We start from the raw sequence: 16,623 nt of genomic DNA, 5'->3' as shown, positions 1-16,623 counted from the left end.
ATGGACCAGATCGTTCATGACCGCAGACAAACGGTGGTTTGGCTTTCAAAAGTTAATGAGAGCCCGGCCAAGCCTTTGGGTCCGGGCCGTCTTGATGCGCGTCCCACTCGCGGCTTCGAAAATGTGAAACAAGCCGCCGCCCAGAAATTCAATGCGTACAGTCTGGTTGATGAACCGCGCACCGCTGGAGGTTCACAATTGAATACGAAAGCTCTGCTTTGTGGGGGCGAAATTCTGGGCACAGCCGGGGTCTGCGTGACTTCTGCTTCGCCATTCAAAGGAGGACACTGATGGGTTCGATAAAGCTGGATGCCGTAGAAAAATGGTACGGTGATCTTCAAGTGATCAAAGGTGTTGATCTAGAGATTCAAGACGGTGAATTCATCATTTTCGTTGGTCCGTCAGGGTGCGGAAAATCGACTCTTCTGCGTATGATCGGTGGTTTGGAGGAAACTTCGCGCGGCGCGATTGTCCTTGATGGTACGGACGTGACCGATCAGCCCCCGTCCAAACGCGGGTTGTCGATGGTGTTCCAGTCTTATGCGCTTTATCCCCACATGACAGTCCGCGACAATATGGGGTTTAGCCTAAAAACCGCAGGGGCACCCAAAGAAGAGATCAGACAAAAAGTTGACGAAGCAGCTCGGATCTTGAAACTTGAACCCCTGCTTGAACGTCGACCGAAGGATATGTCGGGCGGTCAACGCCAACGTGTAGCCATTGGCCGGTCTATTGTTCGGGCTCCAACAGCTTTTCTTTTCGACGAGCCGTTGTCGAACCTTGATGCGGCGTTGCGCGTTGAAATGCGCTTGGAAATTGCCAAGCTGCATCAGTCGCTTGAAACCACGATGATCTACGTCACCCACGATCAGGTCGAAGCCATGACATTGGCCGACCGTATCGTGGTCCTGGATGCTGGCCAGATCGCGCAAGTCGGAACGCCACGAGAGCTTTATAACAACCCTCAAAGTTTGTTTGTGGCTCAATTCATCGGCAGTCCCAAGATGAACATCTTACCTTGCAGCGCATCAGCGGGTGAGTTCCACTTGGAAGACGGGCGGGGTGGTGCCTATGGCGGCAGCGGTGCCCCATTGAAACTGGGTATCCGGCCAGAACACATTACTGTGGGCCAGCCTGGCAGCGGAAACTGTGATGGTGTTATTGAAGTGGCCGAATATCTCGGTGCCGACATATTCCTTTTTGTCGATTGCGGCGCATTGGGTGTTGTCAACGTCCGTGTCGAAGGTGGTGCCAATTTCAAAGTGGGGGACAAGGTCGGACTTGCGTTTGCACCCGATCGCTTGCACTTCTTCGATGAAAACGGCCTGGCCACCTGACAACGAAGCCGAGGTAGACATCGGCAACGATCGCATTGATCAAGTCGGTCGCCTATCGAGGCGCGCCTGCCGCGTCTCGTGAGATCGCGTGGTTCCACCCAGACAGGACCAATTGTTCGTTCGGGTGCTTGTTTCCATCCTCGATTTGATCTTTTCCGTCATAGATCTGGCACAAGACTGTTTTGCGTATCTTGTTCGAACGGTTGGGCATCGAACCGTGCAATGTGAAATAGTGGAAAAATACGACGTCGCCCGCCTTTGCTTCTACGACTGTGGCGTTTTCTATCGGATGGGCATCCAAAACATTGTTCGCTTGTCGGCCGTTCGCCCCTTCGATCCGCCCAAGTTTGTGAGAACCGGGATAGACCCGGAGACACCCCATATCATCTGTTGCGTCTGAAACATGAATTATTCCAGCTATCATGCTGTCGTTCTTGGTCGGGAAATACGGCCAATCCTGATGCATCGGAAAGGGTGAGCCATTCTCGGATGGTTTCTGAAAAAGCTTGGAATGGTGAAGGATGAGATCATCGCCGACGATTTGACGAACGACATCTAGAAAGCCGGTGTTCAAAAAGGCATCTAACCAAAGTCGCGAATACCTCTGCACGTTATGGGTATGTAAAATAACATCATCTTCGCTTGCCAGTTTGCGAGTTTCTGTTCCATCCCAAGTTGCATCAATTTGGTCGCCGCTTTGGTTTATTTGATCAACGATAGCGTCAAATTCCTCTTCCAGAGACGCAATCATATCAGCGTCAAAAACACCTTTTGCATGGTAGTAACCATTCTCGGAAAAGAACTCAGCGACGTTCGACATACTTCCATCCTCTTGCACACGATAGAAGAAATATAGTGTGCTGAACCAACCAGCTGAATTGCAAAACATCGGCAAAACATTGCATAATCCGTGATAATGACCGCTATCGACATTATCCCGGCACTTACACCAAACGAAGGATTTCGTGTCTGGCGTCGCAGCACGAGACGGAAATACGATTCAGCACCTCGGCGTTTGCCTGAGTGGAATGTTCTAATTTGCGTTAAGGGCAGGGCGCGCTATTTCGTTAATGGTACAATCGTGCAGTTTCGGCCGCGCGCTGTTCTTGTCCTGCCACCGGGTGACAGCCATTTCCTCATAAGTGAGACCAGTGAGGCGGATTTTGTCGTGGCACTTTTCGTCCCACAAATATTGAAGCAGACCCCGGTTCATCCTGATGTCAGCAGCATGCCAATCGGAGGGCACCGTCAGCTAAAGCTGTTGGAGGAGAGTGCGTATCGCGAAGTGGTCGAAATGGCCCAGACTTTGATAAACGAGGAACATCCTTCTGCTCTTCGGGTCGGCATCGACTGGTGGTTGCACCGCGTTTGGCGCCACTATCTCACTGCTGGACAGACAATTCGTCAAGACGGATTGCATCCAAGCGTCGCGCAGGCTTTGACTCTGTTGAAAGATGATCCAACGCGTAGCGTCGCAAGCATAGCAAACAGTGTGCCGCTGAGTGGTGATCATTTAAGTGTTCTGTTTCGACGCCAAATTGGAACAACCCTAAGCGGCTACCGTACAGCACTTCGGATTGAGATGGTTGAGGACATGGTACTTGGCGAGCCTAGTATTCGCCTCGAAGAAGCTGCCGCCAAGGTTGGTTTTGCGGATTATTCGTCATTCTATCGCGCGTATCGGAAGCTTAGGGGACAGGCGCCGCGAAACCTGCGCTCGCAATCAGACGGATGAACAGCAAGCTGACGAGGATATCTTTGAAACTGGATGATCTGTTCGGCCAAAAGGTTGATATGCGCGGGATTGATACGCCGGGACGCGCAGATCAGGTGAGTGTCCGAAAAGCGCACTTGTCGTGGTGCGAAATCGTGCCGGTTTCATTATTGTGCAAGGCTTCTGAATTGTGTTGGGCTCAGACCTGTGTGTTTTCGAAAGCACCGGTTGAAGTTTGAAAGCGACCCAAAGCCACTTTCCGTAGCAATTTTTAAGATATTGTCGGTGCCACGCATCAGCATGGCCTGCGAATAATTAAGCCGCAACAACTGGATGTATTCGTTCATCGTAACTCCTGTTGACCGCTTGAAAACGCTCATGGCGTACTTTGGGTGCAGCCGCGCGACTTCGGCGACGGCACTGGCGTTCAAGTCTTCGCGGAAGTTCTCGACGAGAAAATCTAGAATTCGCTTTACCTTTTCGTTTGTCGACGGGTCCGGAGCAACTGCAGAAGCATCGTTCGGGCTTGCCAAAACGAAGTCTTCAAAAGCAATCCGTTCAATTCGAAGGATCAGTTCCTCACCAGCGTGTTGCATCAGTTTAGCGTCACCTGAGCGCAAATATTCGCAAATACGGCGAAACGCGTGCCTGTCCTCGCGCGAACGGGACTTCGACAGGAGCGCACTTCCCTGCATCAGGGCTTCGCGGATCGTTTCGGGCAAGCGCAACCGGAAGTACATCGATAGGGGCAAATGGATTGCTTCGACCAAAGTCGTATCTTCGCATTCGCTCAAACGGTGCGGCAGTCCACCCCAGAACAAAGCGATTTCGCCAGCTTCTACCGTAAACTCGCGACCACACATTTCATAGGTAAGGGCGCCCTCGAATACATAATTGAGTTCAATCTGCATATGCCAATGGGCGAGCTTCATTATTGCAGCTTGACCGCGACCAATCACGATATCATTCGGCGCAAGTTCAACAGTCGATTCGGCGGGGTTCCAGATCTTTGGTCCTCGAATCTTACTATCTGCGCAATATTCCTGACTGTCAGGCAAGACGTGGCTCCTTCCTTGACGAATGATACTCACAGAGCGGCTTGGGGCAAGCTGCGACATCAGTGGAGGAGAGACCATGAAAAAAGTGATGTTGCCGACGGCAATCTGTCTGGCTGTTTCTGCGGGTTCCGTTCAAGCCGAAAATGACATCACCGTATGGGCTTGGGGGAGTGCTGCACCAGCGCTGCAAGCAACGGTCGACGGATTCAACGCACAGCACTCCGATATCAAGGTCACGATTGAACAGAATGGGTATTCGGATGTCAAAAGCAGGGTCTTGGCAGCTTGTGCTGCCGGTGGGGCAGGGCTGCCTGATGTATTCCAGTTCCAAAATGTCGAGATGGAGTTGATTACTGCACAATTCCCGGACTGTGCCGCTGACCTTGTTCCGTTGGGCTTTGACCAAAGCGCACAATCTGCTTTTCCCGACTTCAAGCTTTTTGCGCTGAAACAGGGTGATCGTGTGCTTGGGATGCCCTGGGACAGTGGGCCTGTGATGATGTTCTATCGCCGTGACTTCTATGAAAACGCAGGGGTTTCGCTTGAAGATATCGAAACGTGGGACGATTTCATTGAAGCGGGGAAAAAGGTGCAAGCTGCCAATGATGGCGTCACCATGATCAATGACAATCTTAACGGTGGAGCAGAGTTCTTTCGAATGATCGCCGAGGAACAAGGTTGCGGCTATTTCTCGGCTGATGGCAATCAGATCACGATGGCGCAGCCAGGATGCGTAGCTGCGCTTGAAGTGATTGGCAAATTGAACGACGCGGGTTTGGTCACTGCGGCCAACTTTAACGAAAAACTCCAAAACAACGCAGCAGGTGTGGTTGCAACGCAGATGAGTGGCGCCTGGATGGAAGGCCCAATCCGCAACAACGCGCCAGAAGACCAAGCAGGTAAATGGGGTATTTACGAGATGCCCAGTGTCGTCGACGGCGGGGCACGCGCGGCGAATTTCGGTGGCTCGCTTCTGGCCGTCGCTGGAAACAGCGATCAAATGGAAGCCGCATACGCGTTCCTGTCTTATGCGCTTGGGTCGGTCGAGGGCCAGGTCACGATGCTGAAAGACCAAGGTCTGGTGCCATCGCTGACGTCTGCTCTGAACGATCCTTTTGTAAGTGAGCCGAGTGCTTTCTGGGGCGATCAGGCAATTTGGACAACGGTGCTTGGCCGCTTGGAACGGATTCAACCGATCAACGGTACCGAGTTCTTTAGTGACGCAGACCAGGTCATGATCGCAACGCAGACCGCGTTCCTGAACGGCGAATTCGAGAGTGCTCAGGCCGCTCTTGATGATGCTGCAAAGCAAGTCAGCTTTGCAACAGGGCTCGCGGTGGCAGAATAATTCCACGAATATCGGGCGCGCGCCAACGTATCGTTCGCGCGCCCAACGGAGGACAGCCAATTGCGTTTGCGCACAAAAACCGCCTACGGCTTTATCGGCCCTTACTTGTTAATTTTCATAACGTTTTGGGCTTGGCCGATCTTGTATTCCTTTTACCTGTCCTTTCTTTCAACGCGTCGTGCACCTTGGTCCTTTGATCCGACCATGACTTGGGGTCGGCTGTCGCAGGACCCCGCGTTTTACAATGCTTTGAAGAATACGCTGACAATACTAGCCATACAGGTTCCGATCATGATCTCGTTGGCCTGCGTTCTGGCCGTGATGCTTAGCTCTTCGCTATTGCGAGCTAAAGGTATAGTACGTTTCGCGTTCTTCGCGCCGGTCGTGATCGGGGAAGCAGCTTATGCAGCGGTTTTTCGACTGATGTTCAACGCTGAATTCGGGATTGTGAACAAGGCGCTGGTCGGTATCGGGCTCCCTAAGATCGACTGGTTTGCAAACCCGACGGCGGCGATGGCATTGATCATCCTTGCTGTTACCTGGCGATGGGTCGGCTACAATGCGATCATTTTGCTCGCGGGGCTCCAGTCTATTCCGAAAGATGTCTACGAAGCCGCTACTTTGGATGCGGTATCACCGCGACAGCAGTTTCTGTATATCACTTTACCGCTGATTAAGCCTGTCATCGTTTTTTGTCTGGTCCTGTCGACTATTGGTTCGATGCAGCTTTTTGCCGAGCCGTTTTTGATCACGAATGTCGGCGGGCCTGGTGGCGCGACCGAAACGCTTGGGTTGTTCCTATATAAGCAAGCTTTCCTGAACCTGAACTTCGGATATGCCTCTGCGATCGCCTACACCATCGCCGCGCTCGCTCTTGTGATCTCTGCTGTGAACCTTTGGGTCTCGCGTGAGGATGACGCATGAGCGCGCAAAACAGTACAACGCGTTGGCGAGCGTTCGGTCTACATGCCTTTATTCTGCCATTGGCGCTCGTCTGGCTCATGCCGATCTGGTTGATGTTCGTGTTCGCGACGCTTGGGGACAAAGCCATCTTTTCCCCAGAAATCCAGCTATGGCCCGGTTCAGAGTTTTTCACCAATTTCGAACGTCTTCAGGAAGACCTCGAATTCGTTCGGACTGTCTTTGTCAGCTTTGTTGTCGCTCTTGTTTATACAGCTGCTTCGGTGGTGCTAACGTCAATGGCTGGCTGGGCAATCGCGATCTACAGTTTTCGCGGAAAATGGGTCGTTCTGGGCCTAATCTTGGGCACACTGACTTTGCCGTACTTTGTAGTGGTAATTCCGCAATTCATCATGGTTGCCCGAGACTTTGGTCTTTCAAACACCTGGTTTGCGCTTGTTGTGCCCCCGCTTTTCAATTCGCTTGGCGTGCTATTTATGCGGCAAGCATTTGCATCAATGCCAAAAGAGCTTTTTGACGCAGCGCGCGTCGAAGGGGTCAAAGAATGGCAGATATTTGTCTTTGTAGCGATGCCTCTGGCAAAGCCAATGCTGGCGGCGCTCTCGATCATTTTGTTCCTGCACTCCTGGAACAACTATCTGTGGCCTCTGCTGATATCAAACGACAAAACGATGATGACCGCACCAGTCGCGCTCGGCTCACTATTTGGGTTGGTCGACGTGTCCTGGGGTGGGGTCATGGTTGGGGCGACCTTGATGACCGCCCCAATGCTTGTGGTCTTTGTTTTCCTGCAGCGTTTCTTCCTAGCGGGGATTACCGCAGGTGCAATCAAATGACCAGTTCACATGCTTTCCAATAAATCACCAATAGGTCCAATTCATGCCTCGTAAGCCGCTTTCATATCAGACGCTTGGCGTTTGCTATTATCCTGAACACTGGCCGCAGGATCGCTGGCCACAAGATGCGCGCATGATGGTCGAGGCAGGGATAGAATTTGTCCGGATCGGTGAGTTCGCATGGTCGCGCCTGGAACCGGAACCAGGTCGCTTTGAGTGGGCTTGGCTTGACCACGCTTTTGAGATCTTGGCCGAAGCGGGTTTGAAGGTCGTTTTGGGCACCCCAACGGCAACACCACCCAAGTGGCTTGTCGATGCGATGCCAGACATGCTGCCAGTTGGGGCCGATGGTCGGGTGAGGGGCTTTGGATCCCGGCGACACTATTGTTTTAGTCATAAGGGATACAGGGCCGAATGCGCTCGGATCACAACTGCTTTGGCAAAACGCTATGGTGAACACCCAGCCCTCGCGGCCTGGCAGACCGACAACGAATATGGATGTCACCGGACAACACTTTCCTATTCGCGGGCTGCACTATTGGGTTTCCGAGATTGGCTTGCCCAACAATATCAAAGTATCGGAGCGCTAAATCGAAGTTGGGGCAATGTATTCTGGTCGATGGAATACAGATCATTTGATGAGATCGAGCTGCCAGTGGGGGCTGTGACGCAGGTTAACCCGTCCCATTTGATTGATTTCCGCCGATTTGCTTCTGATGAAGTGGTGGCCTTCAATCGGTTGCAAGCAGAAATCATCCGTCTCCACTCACCCGGTAGGGCAATCAGCCACAACTTTATGGGCAAGTTTTTCGAATTTGACCACTACGCCGTAAGCGCCGATCTCGATATCGCAACTTGGGATGCGTATCCTTTGGGTTTCCTCGATCGCGAGATAGGGGATCCGGTTTTTATGGAGCGGTACATGGGTGTTGGTCACCCAGATTTTGACGCGTTTCATCATGATCTGTACCGAACTTGTGGCCAGATGCGGCAGGGCACGGAAAACGGGCGCTGGTGGGTAATGGAACAACAGCCACCGGGGCCGCTCAATTGGGGCGCATTCAATCCGGAACCCAAACCCGGCGCGGGGCGACTCTGGGTGTGGGAGGCCTTTGCGGCTGGAGCAGAGGTCGTAAGCTTCTTTCGGTGGCGCCAACCACATTTCGCACAGGAACAGATGCACGAAGGCCTACTGTTACCTGACGGAACGCCAAATCATGGGTATGAGCTTTGCAAAGAGATAACAGCGGATCTGGCCACTCACACCCCTGTGCCGGTGAACAAGAGATCTGATGTCGCTCTTGTCTTTGACTACGACAGCCAATGGATGACCGAAATCATGCCCGTCGCTGCAGACGCATCACATTTCGATAGCGTCTTCCGTAGCTATTGCGCCCTGCGACGAGCTGGGATCAGCGTTGACATCATACCGCCTTCGACAGACGCCATTTCCAGCCGCAAGCTGATAGTGATGCCCATGCTCGTGCACTGTACTGATGCTTTCGCAGAAGCGCTCGACCGCAGTGAGGCCGTCATTCTTGCAGGTCCATGGACGGGGGCGAAGACACGTAACCTTGCTATCCCTGAAAACCTACCACCGGGTCCGCTTCAATCACTCATCGACATCGCATTGCGGCGCGTCGAAACTCGAAGGCCCTTTGCACCATTCAAGATCGCCAACAGTGAGGCCTTTGCCGGTTGGCGCGAGGACATTGTACCAGGAGAAAGTGTTGACGTGATCGAACGGCTGGAAACAGGTGGGCCGGCTGTTTTGCAGAAAGGCAAAGTGATTTATCTTGCCGGGCGTGGGGACGAAAAAATGCAAGACAAACAAGTGCGTCGAGCGCTTGATCTGGCAAAGATCAAATGGATCGATCTGCCCGAGGACCTGCGAATCCGCGATAACGGGCAACTGAGTTATGTGTTTAACTATGGAAGCAAAACGCGAGATATTACTTCGATTGCCAAGGGCCGGAAACTTGAAATGGGGTCTTTGCAATTAGAGCCGTGCGGCGTGACCTGTCTTGGACCGCGCGTATAAAAACTGAGCATCCGTAAACCGGTATAGAACCAGCGGCAGGCCGAGTGCCAAGCGCCGGATCTTCATTTGGGGGCAGAGAACAAAGCTCGGCTGGTGGTCTTAGCTGTGGGTCCTGATCGGACCAGAACAAGAATTGCTCTGGCCCGGATCAAAAGTCTCAAGGCTTGAAAGGGTCAGAAAGACCAGCGTAGCCCGGCAAGAAAGTTCGGTCCTTGTGCATCAGATCCAAACTCTTGTTCGGCATTGGCCTCGAACCGCATATTGTCGAAGAACTGGTGCTCATAGCCGATTTCGATGCTGCCACCGCTAAAGTCATTTGCGGCAAAAGACAGGGTCTGGGTCGTCGAGAAGAGTGTCACCGCTGCGCTGGTGTCATCAAGGTTTTCGCGCACCACTCCGCTCAGCTGGCCATAGATTGTGCCACCGCTGTTGAGAACCTTGTCGATCTCGATACCCAACCGTGCTTCGACAACCTCGGTCGTGCTGTCGCCAACCGTGACGTTGGCCAGTGAACCGGTTTCGGTATAGCTGTCATCGTCCTGGTTGCTATAGCGCACCTCTCCAAAGCCTAGCAGACCAATTTTGTCACTGACGTCAAAGGCACGCTGAGCGCCCAGATGGACGGTCCACAAGGTGCTGTCGAAATCGGCCTGGGCATCGCTACTGCCGCTGATCTGGCGCGTGCGGTCGGTGGACAGCCACGCGTATCCAAGGCCCGCCTCGACCTGATAGGCGCCGAACTGACGCCCGACAGCGGCGTTGACGTAAAAGCCGTCCGTGTCGAAATCGATATTGCTGGTATCCCCGTCAGAGCGGAAAACGCCGATCCCGGCCGAAAGGGCCAAACCGTTTTCCAGATGGCCGGAATACCCGGCGCTGCCGTTGAAGACGGTGACATCAGTGTCGCTGCCGGGGATGTTTTCAAACTCGCGCGATTCCCCTTCGATCAGGGCAAAGGGACGGAACCCACCGATCGAGAAACGTGAGATACCGCCCGCAGCGTTGCGCGTCACTTGTGCCTCGGGCTCAAAGCTGAGCGTATCTGCCGACCGGCCGATCAACTCACCATAATAGGCTGTCAGGTTGGCCTGGGCCAGCAGGTCGACCGCATCGACGCTGGCATAGATCGGATCAGTGCCATCTTCATCTTCGATGAACCAGGCGAACCGGTCGTCCGAGACAGTGGTGACAAAGGCGCCGCTGCCCGGGGCTGCGTCCTCAAAACGGAACACCGCGCCACCGCTGACTGCATCCAGATTGACGTTGTGATCCTGCACTCGGATCAGCCCATTGACCTGATCGGTGGTGACAATGTTCAGCGTGCCGGTACCTGTGCCCAAGAAGATGGCATAGGCATCTCCGGTGTCCGAACTGGCCGAGATCTGGCCCACCCGGGTGATCACCCCGTCGAAGTTTTCGAAATACAAACCAAAGGCTTGCGAGGTTTCGGCACGCGAAGCGCTGGCCGAGATAACACCGGTATTGGCAAAACTGCCCTGCATATCCTCGACCCAGATGCCCGCGGCGCTGACCTGATCTGACGGCCCATTTCCGGCGGATACGGCCGAGGCCGTGATCGAGCCCGAGTTTCTCAGTGCACCTCCATAGGTGCTTTCAAGCTGGATGCCCTGCGCCGAGCCATTCGTACTGGCATTGGCCCGCGCAACAATCGAGCCGCTGTTGCGGATCGCCGCGCTTGTGTCTTCATCAAGGTAGATGCCCTGTACCACGGCCCTATTGCCGGCTGAGGTACCGATCGCCGTGATCGAGCCAGTATTCGACAGGGATCCTCCCAAGATGTTCGTAATCGCAATGCCCTGCGCTTCGACGCTTGCAGAAGAGGGGCTGCGCGCCGTGACACTGATCGTGCCAGAGTTGGTCACGTTGCCTGCGGTCGTGCCGCCACCGCTGCTGTAGATGCCAAAGGCTTCGGCTGAACTGCTCAGATCAACAGATTCAACCGAGATAGTGCCGGAGTTTGTGATGTTTCCACCAACACCGCCGATCAGGTAAAGCCCGCCGGCTGTCGCTTCGGTTTCGCCAATTGCGGTTGCTGCGATGCTCCCTGCATTGGTGACACTACCGGTTGTGCCGCCGGTCACGGAAAGACCAAAAGCCTCGGATTCTTCTTCCAGCGTATCCGCGAGGACAGAGATTGTCCCAGAGTTGTCGAAGTTTCCGGTCAGCCCTCCGGATACGTCGATGCCGTAAGCGGTTGCAGATGTATCACCCTTGGCGCGTACGGAAATCGAGCCGCTGTTGGAGATATTCCCGGCCAAACCACCGCTGATATCGGCCCCATAGGCCTCGGCCTCGGAGGTCCGGTCAGTCGCGATTACCGTGATCGTACCAGAGTTGTTGAAGTTTCCGGTCACGCCGCCGCTTACGTCAAACCCATAGGCGGTTCCTGAACTTTCGCCGTCGGCGCGGGCAAATATTGTGCCGCTATTGGTAATGTTGCCTGTCACACCACCCGAGATGTCGATAGCTTCGGCGACCGCCTCGTCCGTTTGGTCTGTCGCGCGCACGCTGATGGTGCCGGAATTGTTGAAGTTCCCGTTCAATCCACCGGTTATGTCAAAGCCGATCGCTGTGGCCGATGAGAATCCTTCGGCAAGAACATCAATCACGCCAGTATTCGTGATGTTTCCGGTCACACTGTTGCGAATGTAGACCCCGGTCGCCTCGACCTCTTCGCTTACATTGTCCGTCGCGCGAACGGTAATTGTTCCTGAATTCAAGAACTGCCCGTTCAAGCCGTCACGAATTTCAATGCCAACAGCGGTTGCCGAGGACGCGCCATCGGCCTGAGCGATGATCAAGCCGCTGTTTGTAACGTTCCCGGTCACCGTGCCAGATACATAAAGGCCGTTTGCTTCGCCTTCTCCGTCTGTCGCATTTGCTGTGGCACTGATGCTACCCGAATTATTGAAGCTACCATTCAGGTCACCCGACAGGTAGAGGCCTGCCGCCGTTGCGGATGTGCTACCTTGGGCGTTGCCGATCACGGTGCCGGTGTTGGTGATGTTGCCGGTCGTGTCGCCCTGAATGTAGACGCCTGCACCGTCGGCTGAGGCGCCGGTGGAGTTGGCGATGCCCTGGAGTGTTCCGCTATTTGTCAGGCTGCCATTCAGATCACCGATGATGTGATAACCCCAGCCGGTTGCGCTGCTGAAACCGTTGCCGGTTGCGCTGATGGTGCCGCTGTTGGTCAGGTTGCCGTTAATATCATTGTTGACGCGTACACCTATGGCTTGGGCGCTGGTGCCTTGGTTGGCGGTTGCCGTGATGGATCCGCTATTGCTGAGGTTGCCATTCACATCCGTGGCAAAAAACAGGCCCATGGCCGTGACCGAGCTGGCATCGCGTGCAAGCGTGGTGATGGTGCCGGTGTTGACAACGGATGTATCGACGTCATCAAAGAACGAAAACCCGAACGCACCTGCAAAGCTGGAGCCGTCGCTGTCGGCCTGGGCGGTGATGATGCCGTCATTTCGGATCGTGGCGGTGGATTCGGCGCCGTCATCAAAGAAAAGGCCTGCGGCGTTTGCGCCACCACCGGCGCTGTCGGCAATAGCCGTGATCGTGCCGGTATTGGTTACCGCGCCTTCGACACCGTCGTCGAACACCAAACCGCCCGCAGAAACGCCGGAGCCCATTGCGTTGATGTCAATGGTGCCATTGTTGATGATCTGGCCGCTGGTCAGGATTTGCCCGTCAAAGAACGCACCCACCCCAACATTACCCCCGGCCGATGGGCCGGAAATCGTGCCATTATTTGTGAGGGTGCTGCCAAAATCGGGAACAACAAAAAGCGACGGACCGCTTGTTGTGGTCAGATTGATTGCTCCGGTCGGCGTGATCGTGATGTCGTTGTCGACAACAACCACTTCTTGTGTGGTCTGCGGTGCCGAGATTACCTGGGCCGCTGCGATACCAGCCGACAATGCCGCAACCGATACGCTTGCCAGGAACACTGAAGGGGCGACGCTTGCGATCTGCCCCTTCCACTTCACCACTCGCCCACCACGCGATACACGCGACGGCGTGTTTGTCGCTGCACAACCCTTCATATCAAGATTAACCCCGAAATTCACTTATACGTTTACTGATCCGTTAGCGTAGTGCTCAAGGTGGGCGCAAATATGGCCTTTGCGTAAAACTTTCGAAGATTTTGTAGTATGGCATAAAGAACACACATATGCTGGGGTTAGATCGCACCTATCGGAGTGGCAGAGGATGGACGCGCTTTGGTGTTTGGGCTACCAGAGCGGGGCTGGCCTAGATCCTTGAATAACGTCGGCGATCCAGAGGCAGGGCGATGACGCAACAAAAACAGCTTTCGATTCAACAGGCGTTTGAGCTTGGGGTCTCGCACTATCAGGCTGGCCGGTTGCAGCAGGCGGCGGCGTTGTTTTCCCAGATTGTCAAACTTGCGCCGAAACATGCGCAGGCGCACCATCTTTTGGGGCTCGTGGCGTTTCAAGCCGGGCAGGTTGATCCAGCTGTTTCGCTATTGGAAAAAGCTGTGAAAATACAGCCAGATAATGCGCATTTTCTGGCCAATTTTACTGAAGTGCTGCGCCAGGCCGGTCGGTTGGACCAGGCTCGGGCGGTTGGTGAGCGCGCGGTACATCTGGAGCCGGGGAACGCGGCGGCGCAGTCCAATTTGGGGCTCGTCTACTACGATCTGGAGCTTCTTGATCAGGCCAAAACCGCGCAAGCGCGTGCGATTGCCTTGTCGCCCGATTTCGACCGGGCGCTAAACAATCTGGGCAGTATTGCGCGGGATCAAGGGGATCGCGACACGGCAATCACGCAGTATCGCACGGCGCTGCGGGTCAATCCGGGCTCGGCCGAGACCTCCAACAACCTGATTTCGGTTCTGATCGAGGCCGAGCGGATTGCCGAGGCACGAAGCTTTGCAAAAGGGCAGGGTGCGCGCTTTGCCAAGGATGCCGAATTTCAGCGCAATCTGGGCCGGATTTGCGTCATGGAGAATGATCTGGATCGTGCCGAACAGGCGTTTCGGCGCGCGCTTGTTTTGGATGATCGTAAGCCGGAAAGCTATGTAGGCCTGTCTCAGGTCCTTTTTGAGAAGAACCACCCCAAGCTTGCGCTGATCGAAGCAGAGCAAGCCCTGCGGCTTGAGCCCGACAACGCTGCGGCCTGTCATCAGGCGGGGCTGGTTAAAGCGCATCTGGGCGATGTCGAGGCCGCCACGGCGCTTTACAACAAGGCGATTGCGCAAAAGCCCAAGCTGATGGCAAGCCGTCTGGCGCTGGGTCATCTGGCCGTCGAGCAGGGAGATTTCGACACAGCGCGCGACTATTTCGAAACGGCGGCTCAATCCCCTGACGATGCGCTGAGCGCGCATATTGCCTTGGTTCGGTTGGGCAAAATCACCGAAGATAGCCCGTCTTTTCAGGCGCTTCAGGCGGCACTGCCCGAGGTGGACAGCATGGTTCTCCCGAAGGCGGCGGCGTTCTATTATGCGTTGGGCGAATGCTATGACAAGCTGGGGCACTATGACGACGCCTTTGCGCAGTTCCAGCAGGGCGCCCGGATCAAGCGGGGCCTGGTGTCTTATGATGCGGATGCGACGGATCGGATGGTTGACGATCTGATCTTAACCTTCGATGCCAACCGAATTGCGCAGTTGCGGCAGAACGCCATTTCCAGCGCCAAGCCGATCTTTGTGGTGGGAATGCCACGGTCGGGCACCACTCTGACCGAGTCTATTCTGGATTCGCATCCCGACGTGTTTGGCGCGGGTGAGTTGAACGATCTACAGGCGCTGTTTGGCTCGGTTGGCGCGGGTCAGGCAAATGTGGCCGCTGCAATCCGCACCATGTCTGCGGATCAATTGACGCGCCGGGCCGAGGATTTTGTGGATGTTTTGACCGCTGTGGGTGGTGACGCGCCCCGTGTTGTCGACAAGATGCCCGCCAATTTCCAGATGATCGGGCTGATCCATGCGCTGATGCCACATGCCAGGATCATTCATATCAGCCGCGATCCGCTGGATATCTGCTTGTCCTGTTACACCCGTCTGTTCGAGCGCAGCCAGCAACACAGTTATGACCTGGTCGAGCTGGGGCGGTACTACAACAACTACGTGCGGATCATGTCCCATTGGCGGGATGTTCTGCCAAGCGACGCGTTCCATTCTATCCGCTACGAAGAGCTGGTGGATGACATTGAAACCGTCACGCGCGGGATGTTGGCCTATTGCGGGCTGGATTGGGCCGACGATTGTCTGAGCTTTCATTCCGGCAAACGTCGTGTGCGCACAGCCAGCGTGCAACAGGTGCGCCAGCCTTTGTATCGCAGCTCAAAAGAGAAGTGGCGGCGCTATGAGACGCATCTGCAACCGCTGATCGACACGATCGGTGACAACCGAATCTAGGGCCTGACCTGATCCTGTAGCTTGTCGGCCAGTTTTTGCAGCAGGGTCAACAGCTTGTCGTGATCTTTGTCACCCAAGAGCGTGCGATAGTGCTCTGCGATCTCAATCGCTTCGCTGAGATGCGTGTCGATGATTGCCTGACCCTGCGAGGTGATCGCGATATGGTGGCGTCGCCGGTCATCGGCGTCGGTTTCGCGCTGGACGTAGCCACTGCTTTGCATGGATTGAACGATCCGCGTCAGGCTGGGCGACATCAGACCTGCGCGTTTGGCAAGATTGCCCGCATCCATCGGCCCGCTTTCGCTGAGCACCCGCAGAACCCGCCATTGCTGCTCGGTGATGCCAGCCTTGAGCAGCATTTTACGGATAGGAGCCATGACCGCCTCGCGCGCCAGTATCAGCGACACGGGCAAAGACTTGCGGGTCGGGGGCAGGGAAGTGCGTTGATGAGAGGGGGCGGGTTTGGTCATGAGGCACCGTGATTACATCACATGTTAAATAAATCGATTGACTCGACTCTGCAAGCTTGGGTAAGACTGTCATTAGTTAACATGTAAAATAAAAGCTGAACGCCATGCCGCATATTCAGATCGAGTATTCAGGGAACCTTGAAAGGATCGTTGACATGTCGGCCCTGTGCGAGGCGATCCGGCAGCGGGCTGTGCAGATCGAGGCGTTGCCGATGCCTGGTCTTCGGGTACGGGCGGTGCGGGTGGATCACTATGCCATTGCGGATGGGGATCCAAAGCATGGGTTTGTCGATATCAGTCTGCGTATCCGCGAAGGGCGCCCGAATGCGGTCAAGCAGGACGTGGTGACCCAGATCTTTGAGGCGGCACAGGATTTTCTGGGCCCGGTGATGGCCAAACGCCCGGTGGCCTTGTCTGCCGAACTGCGCGACATTGATGCCCGGTATTCGCCGAAATGCGGCACGATCCGGGATCATCTGGAGTAAGCAC

13 protein-coding genes are annotated in these 16,623 nt (G+C 54.9%); 9 read left to right on the top strand and 4 right to left on the bottom strand.

What is annotated here, in order from left to right:
* Both GOV38_RS13745 and GOV38_RS13740 read left to right on the top strand, forming a co-directional pair.
* Entirely contained in the window at positions 1 to 291 is a 291-nt protein-coding gene (locus GOV38_RS13745; protein WP_171208322.1) for a hypothetical protein, read from the top strand.
* Positions 291 to 1,337: an ABC transporter ATP-binding protein gene (locus GOV38_RS13740; RefSeq protein WP_171208321.1), complete on the top strand. Its 1,047-nt coding sequence runs from the start codon at positions 291 to 293 to the stop codon at positions 1,335 to 1,337. Before GOV38_RS13745 ends, GOV38_RS13740 begins: the two co-directional genes overlap by 1 nt.
* 52 nt (positions 1,338 to 1,389) lie before the next feature.
* On the opposite strand, the gene GOV38_RS13735 is transcribed toward GOV38_RS13740, so the two are convergent.
* Complete coding sequence (locus GOV38_RS13735) at positions 1,390 to 2,226, bottom strand: phytanoyl-CoA dioxygenase family protein (RefSeq protein ID WP_171208320.1); 837 nt, start codon at positions 2,224 to 2,226, stop codon at positions 1,390 to 1,392.
* A 27-nt stretch (positions 2,227 to 2,253) separates the two neighbouring features.
* Between GOV38_RS13735 and GOV38_RS13730 the strand changes: the two genes are divergently transcribed.
* Positions 2,254 to 3,072, top strand: coding sequence for an AraC family transcriptional regulator (locus GOV38_RS13730; RefSeq protein WP_171208319.1), 819 nt, complete (start codon positions 2,254 to 2,256; stop codon positions 3,070 to 3,072).
* Between the two features lie 146 nt (positions 3,073 to 3,218).
* Here GOV38_RS13730 and GOV38_RS13725 read toward each other — a convergent pair whose 3' ends face one another.
* Positions 3,219 to 4,109, bottom strand: coding sequence for a helix-turn-helix domain-containing protein (locus GOV38_RS13725; protein ID WP_171102217.1), 891 nt, complete (start codon positions 4,107 to 4,109; stop codon positions 3,219 to 3,221).
* A gap of 76 nt (positions 4,110 to 4,185) precedes the next feature.
* Between GOV38_RS13725 and GOV38_RS13720 the strand changes: the two genes are divergently transcribed.
* From GOV38_RS13720 to GOV38_RS13705, 4 genes are all read left to right on the top strand, one after another.
* A complete protein-coding gene (locus GOV38_RS13720; protein WP_171208318.1) occupies positions 4,186 to 5,457 on the top strand; it encodes an extracellular solute-binding protein in 1,272 nt (423 codons plus the stop codon).
* A gap of 291 nt (positions 5,458 to 5,748) precedes the next feature.
* Positions 5,749 to 6,381, top strand: a complete 633-nt coding sequence (locus GOV38_RS13715; protein WP_217352093.1) for a carbohydrate ABC transporter permease — start codon at positions 5,749 to 5,751, stop codon at positions 6,379 to 6,381.
* Positions 6,378 to 7,214 (top strand): carbohydrate ABC transporter permease, encoded by an 837-nt coding sequence (locus GOV38_RS13710; protein ID WP_171208316.1) that lies wholly within the window; start codon positions 6,378 to 6,380, stop codon positions 7,212 to 7,214. The genes GOV38_RS13715 and GOV38_RS13710 overlap by 4 nt, the downstream gene beginning before the upstream one ends.
* Before the next feature lie 43 nt (positions 7,215 to 7,257).
* Positions 7,258 to 9,255 carry a beta-galactosidase gene (locus GOV38_RS13705; protein ID WP_171208315.1) on the top strand — a complete coding sequence of 666 codons (1,998 nt, stop codon included), beginning with the start codon at positions 7,258 to 7,260 and terminating at the stop codon, positions 9,253 to 9,255.
* A gap of 173 nt (positions 9,256 to 9,428) precedes the next feature.
* Here GOV38_RS13705 and GOV38_RS22605 read toward each other — a convergent pair whose 3' ends face one another.
* The gene (locus tag GOV38_RS22605; protein ID WP_171208314.1) at positions 9,429 to 13,274 is read right to left on the bottom strand and encodes an autotransporter outer membrane beta-barrel domain-containing protein; all 3,846 of its coding nucleotides are present in this window, start codon (positions 13,272 to 13,274) and stop codon (positions 9,429 to 9,431) included.
* Positions 13,275 to 13,576: 302 nt separating this feature from the next.
* Here GOV38_RS22605 and GOV38_RS13695 point away from each other — a divergent pair, with 302 nt between their 5' ends.
* Positions 13,577 to 15,664, top strand: coding sequence for a tetratricopeptide repeat-containing sulfotransferase family protein (locus tag GOV38_RS13695; RefSeq protein ID WP_171208313.1), 2,088 nt, complete (start codon positions 13,577 to 13,579; stop codon positions 15,662 to 15,664).
* Here the strand turns inward: GOV38_RS13695 and GOV38_RS13690 are convergent.
* A complete protein-coding gene (locus GOV38_RS13690) occupies positions 15,661 to 16,134 on the bottom strand; it encodes a MarR family transcriptional regulator (RefSeq protein ID WP_171133215.1) in 474 nt (157 codons plus the stop codon). The two genes, GOV38_RS13695 and GOV38_RS13690, sit on opposite strands and share 4 nt — an antisense overlap.
* Positions 16,135 to 16,238: 104 nt before the next feature.
* Here GOV38_RS13690 and GOV38_RS13685 point away from each other — a divergent pair, with 104 nt between their 5' ends.
* Complete coding sequence (locus GOV38_RS13685) at positions 16,239 to 16,619, top strand: 5-carboxymethyl-2-hydroxymuconate isomerase (protein WP_171208312.1); 381 nt, start codon at positions 16,239 to 16,241, stop codon at positions 16,617 to 16,619.
* Positions 16,620 to 16,623 lie beyond the last annotated feature (4 nt).

The organism is Ruegeria sp. HKCCA5839 (assembly GCF_013035585.1).
Lineage (GTDB): Bacteria > Pseudomonadota > Alphaproteobacteria > Rhodobacterales > Rhodobacteraceae > Ruegeria.
This window is presented reverse-complemented; position numbering and strand designations above follow the sequence as displayed.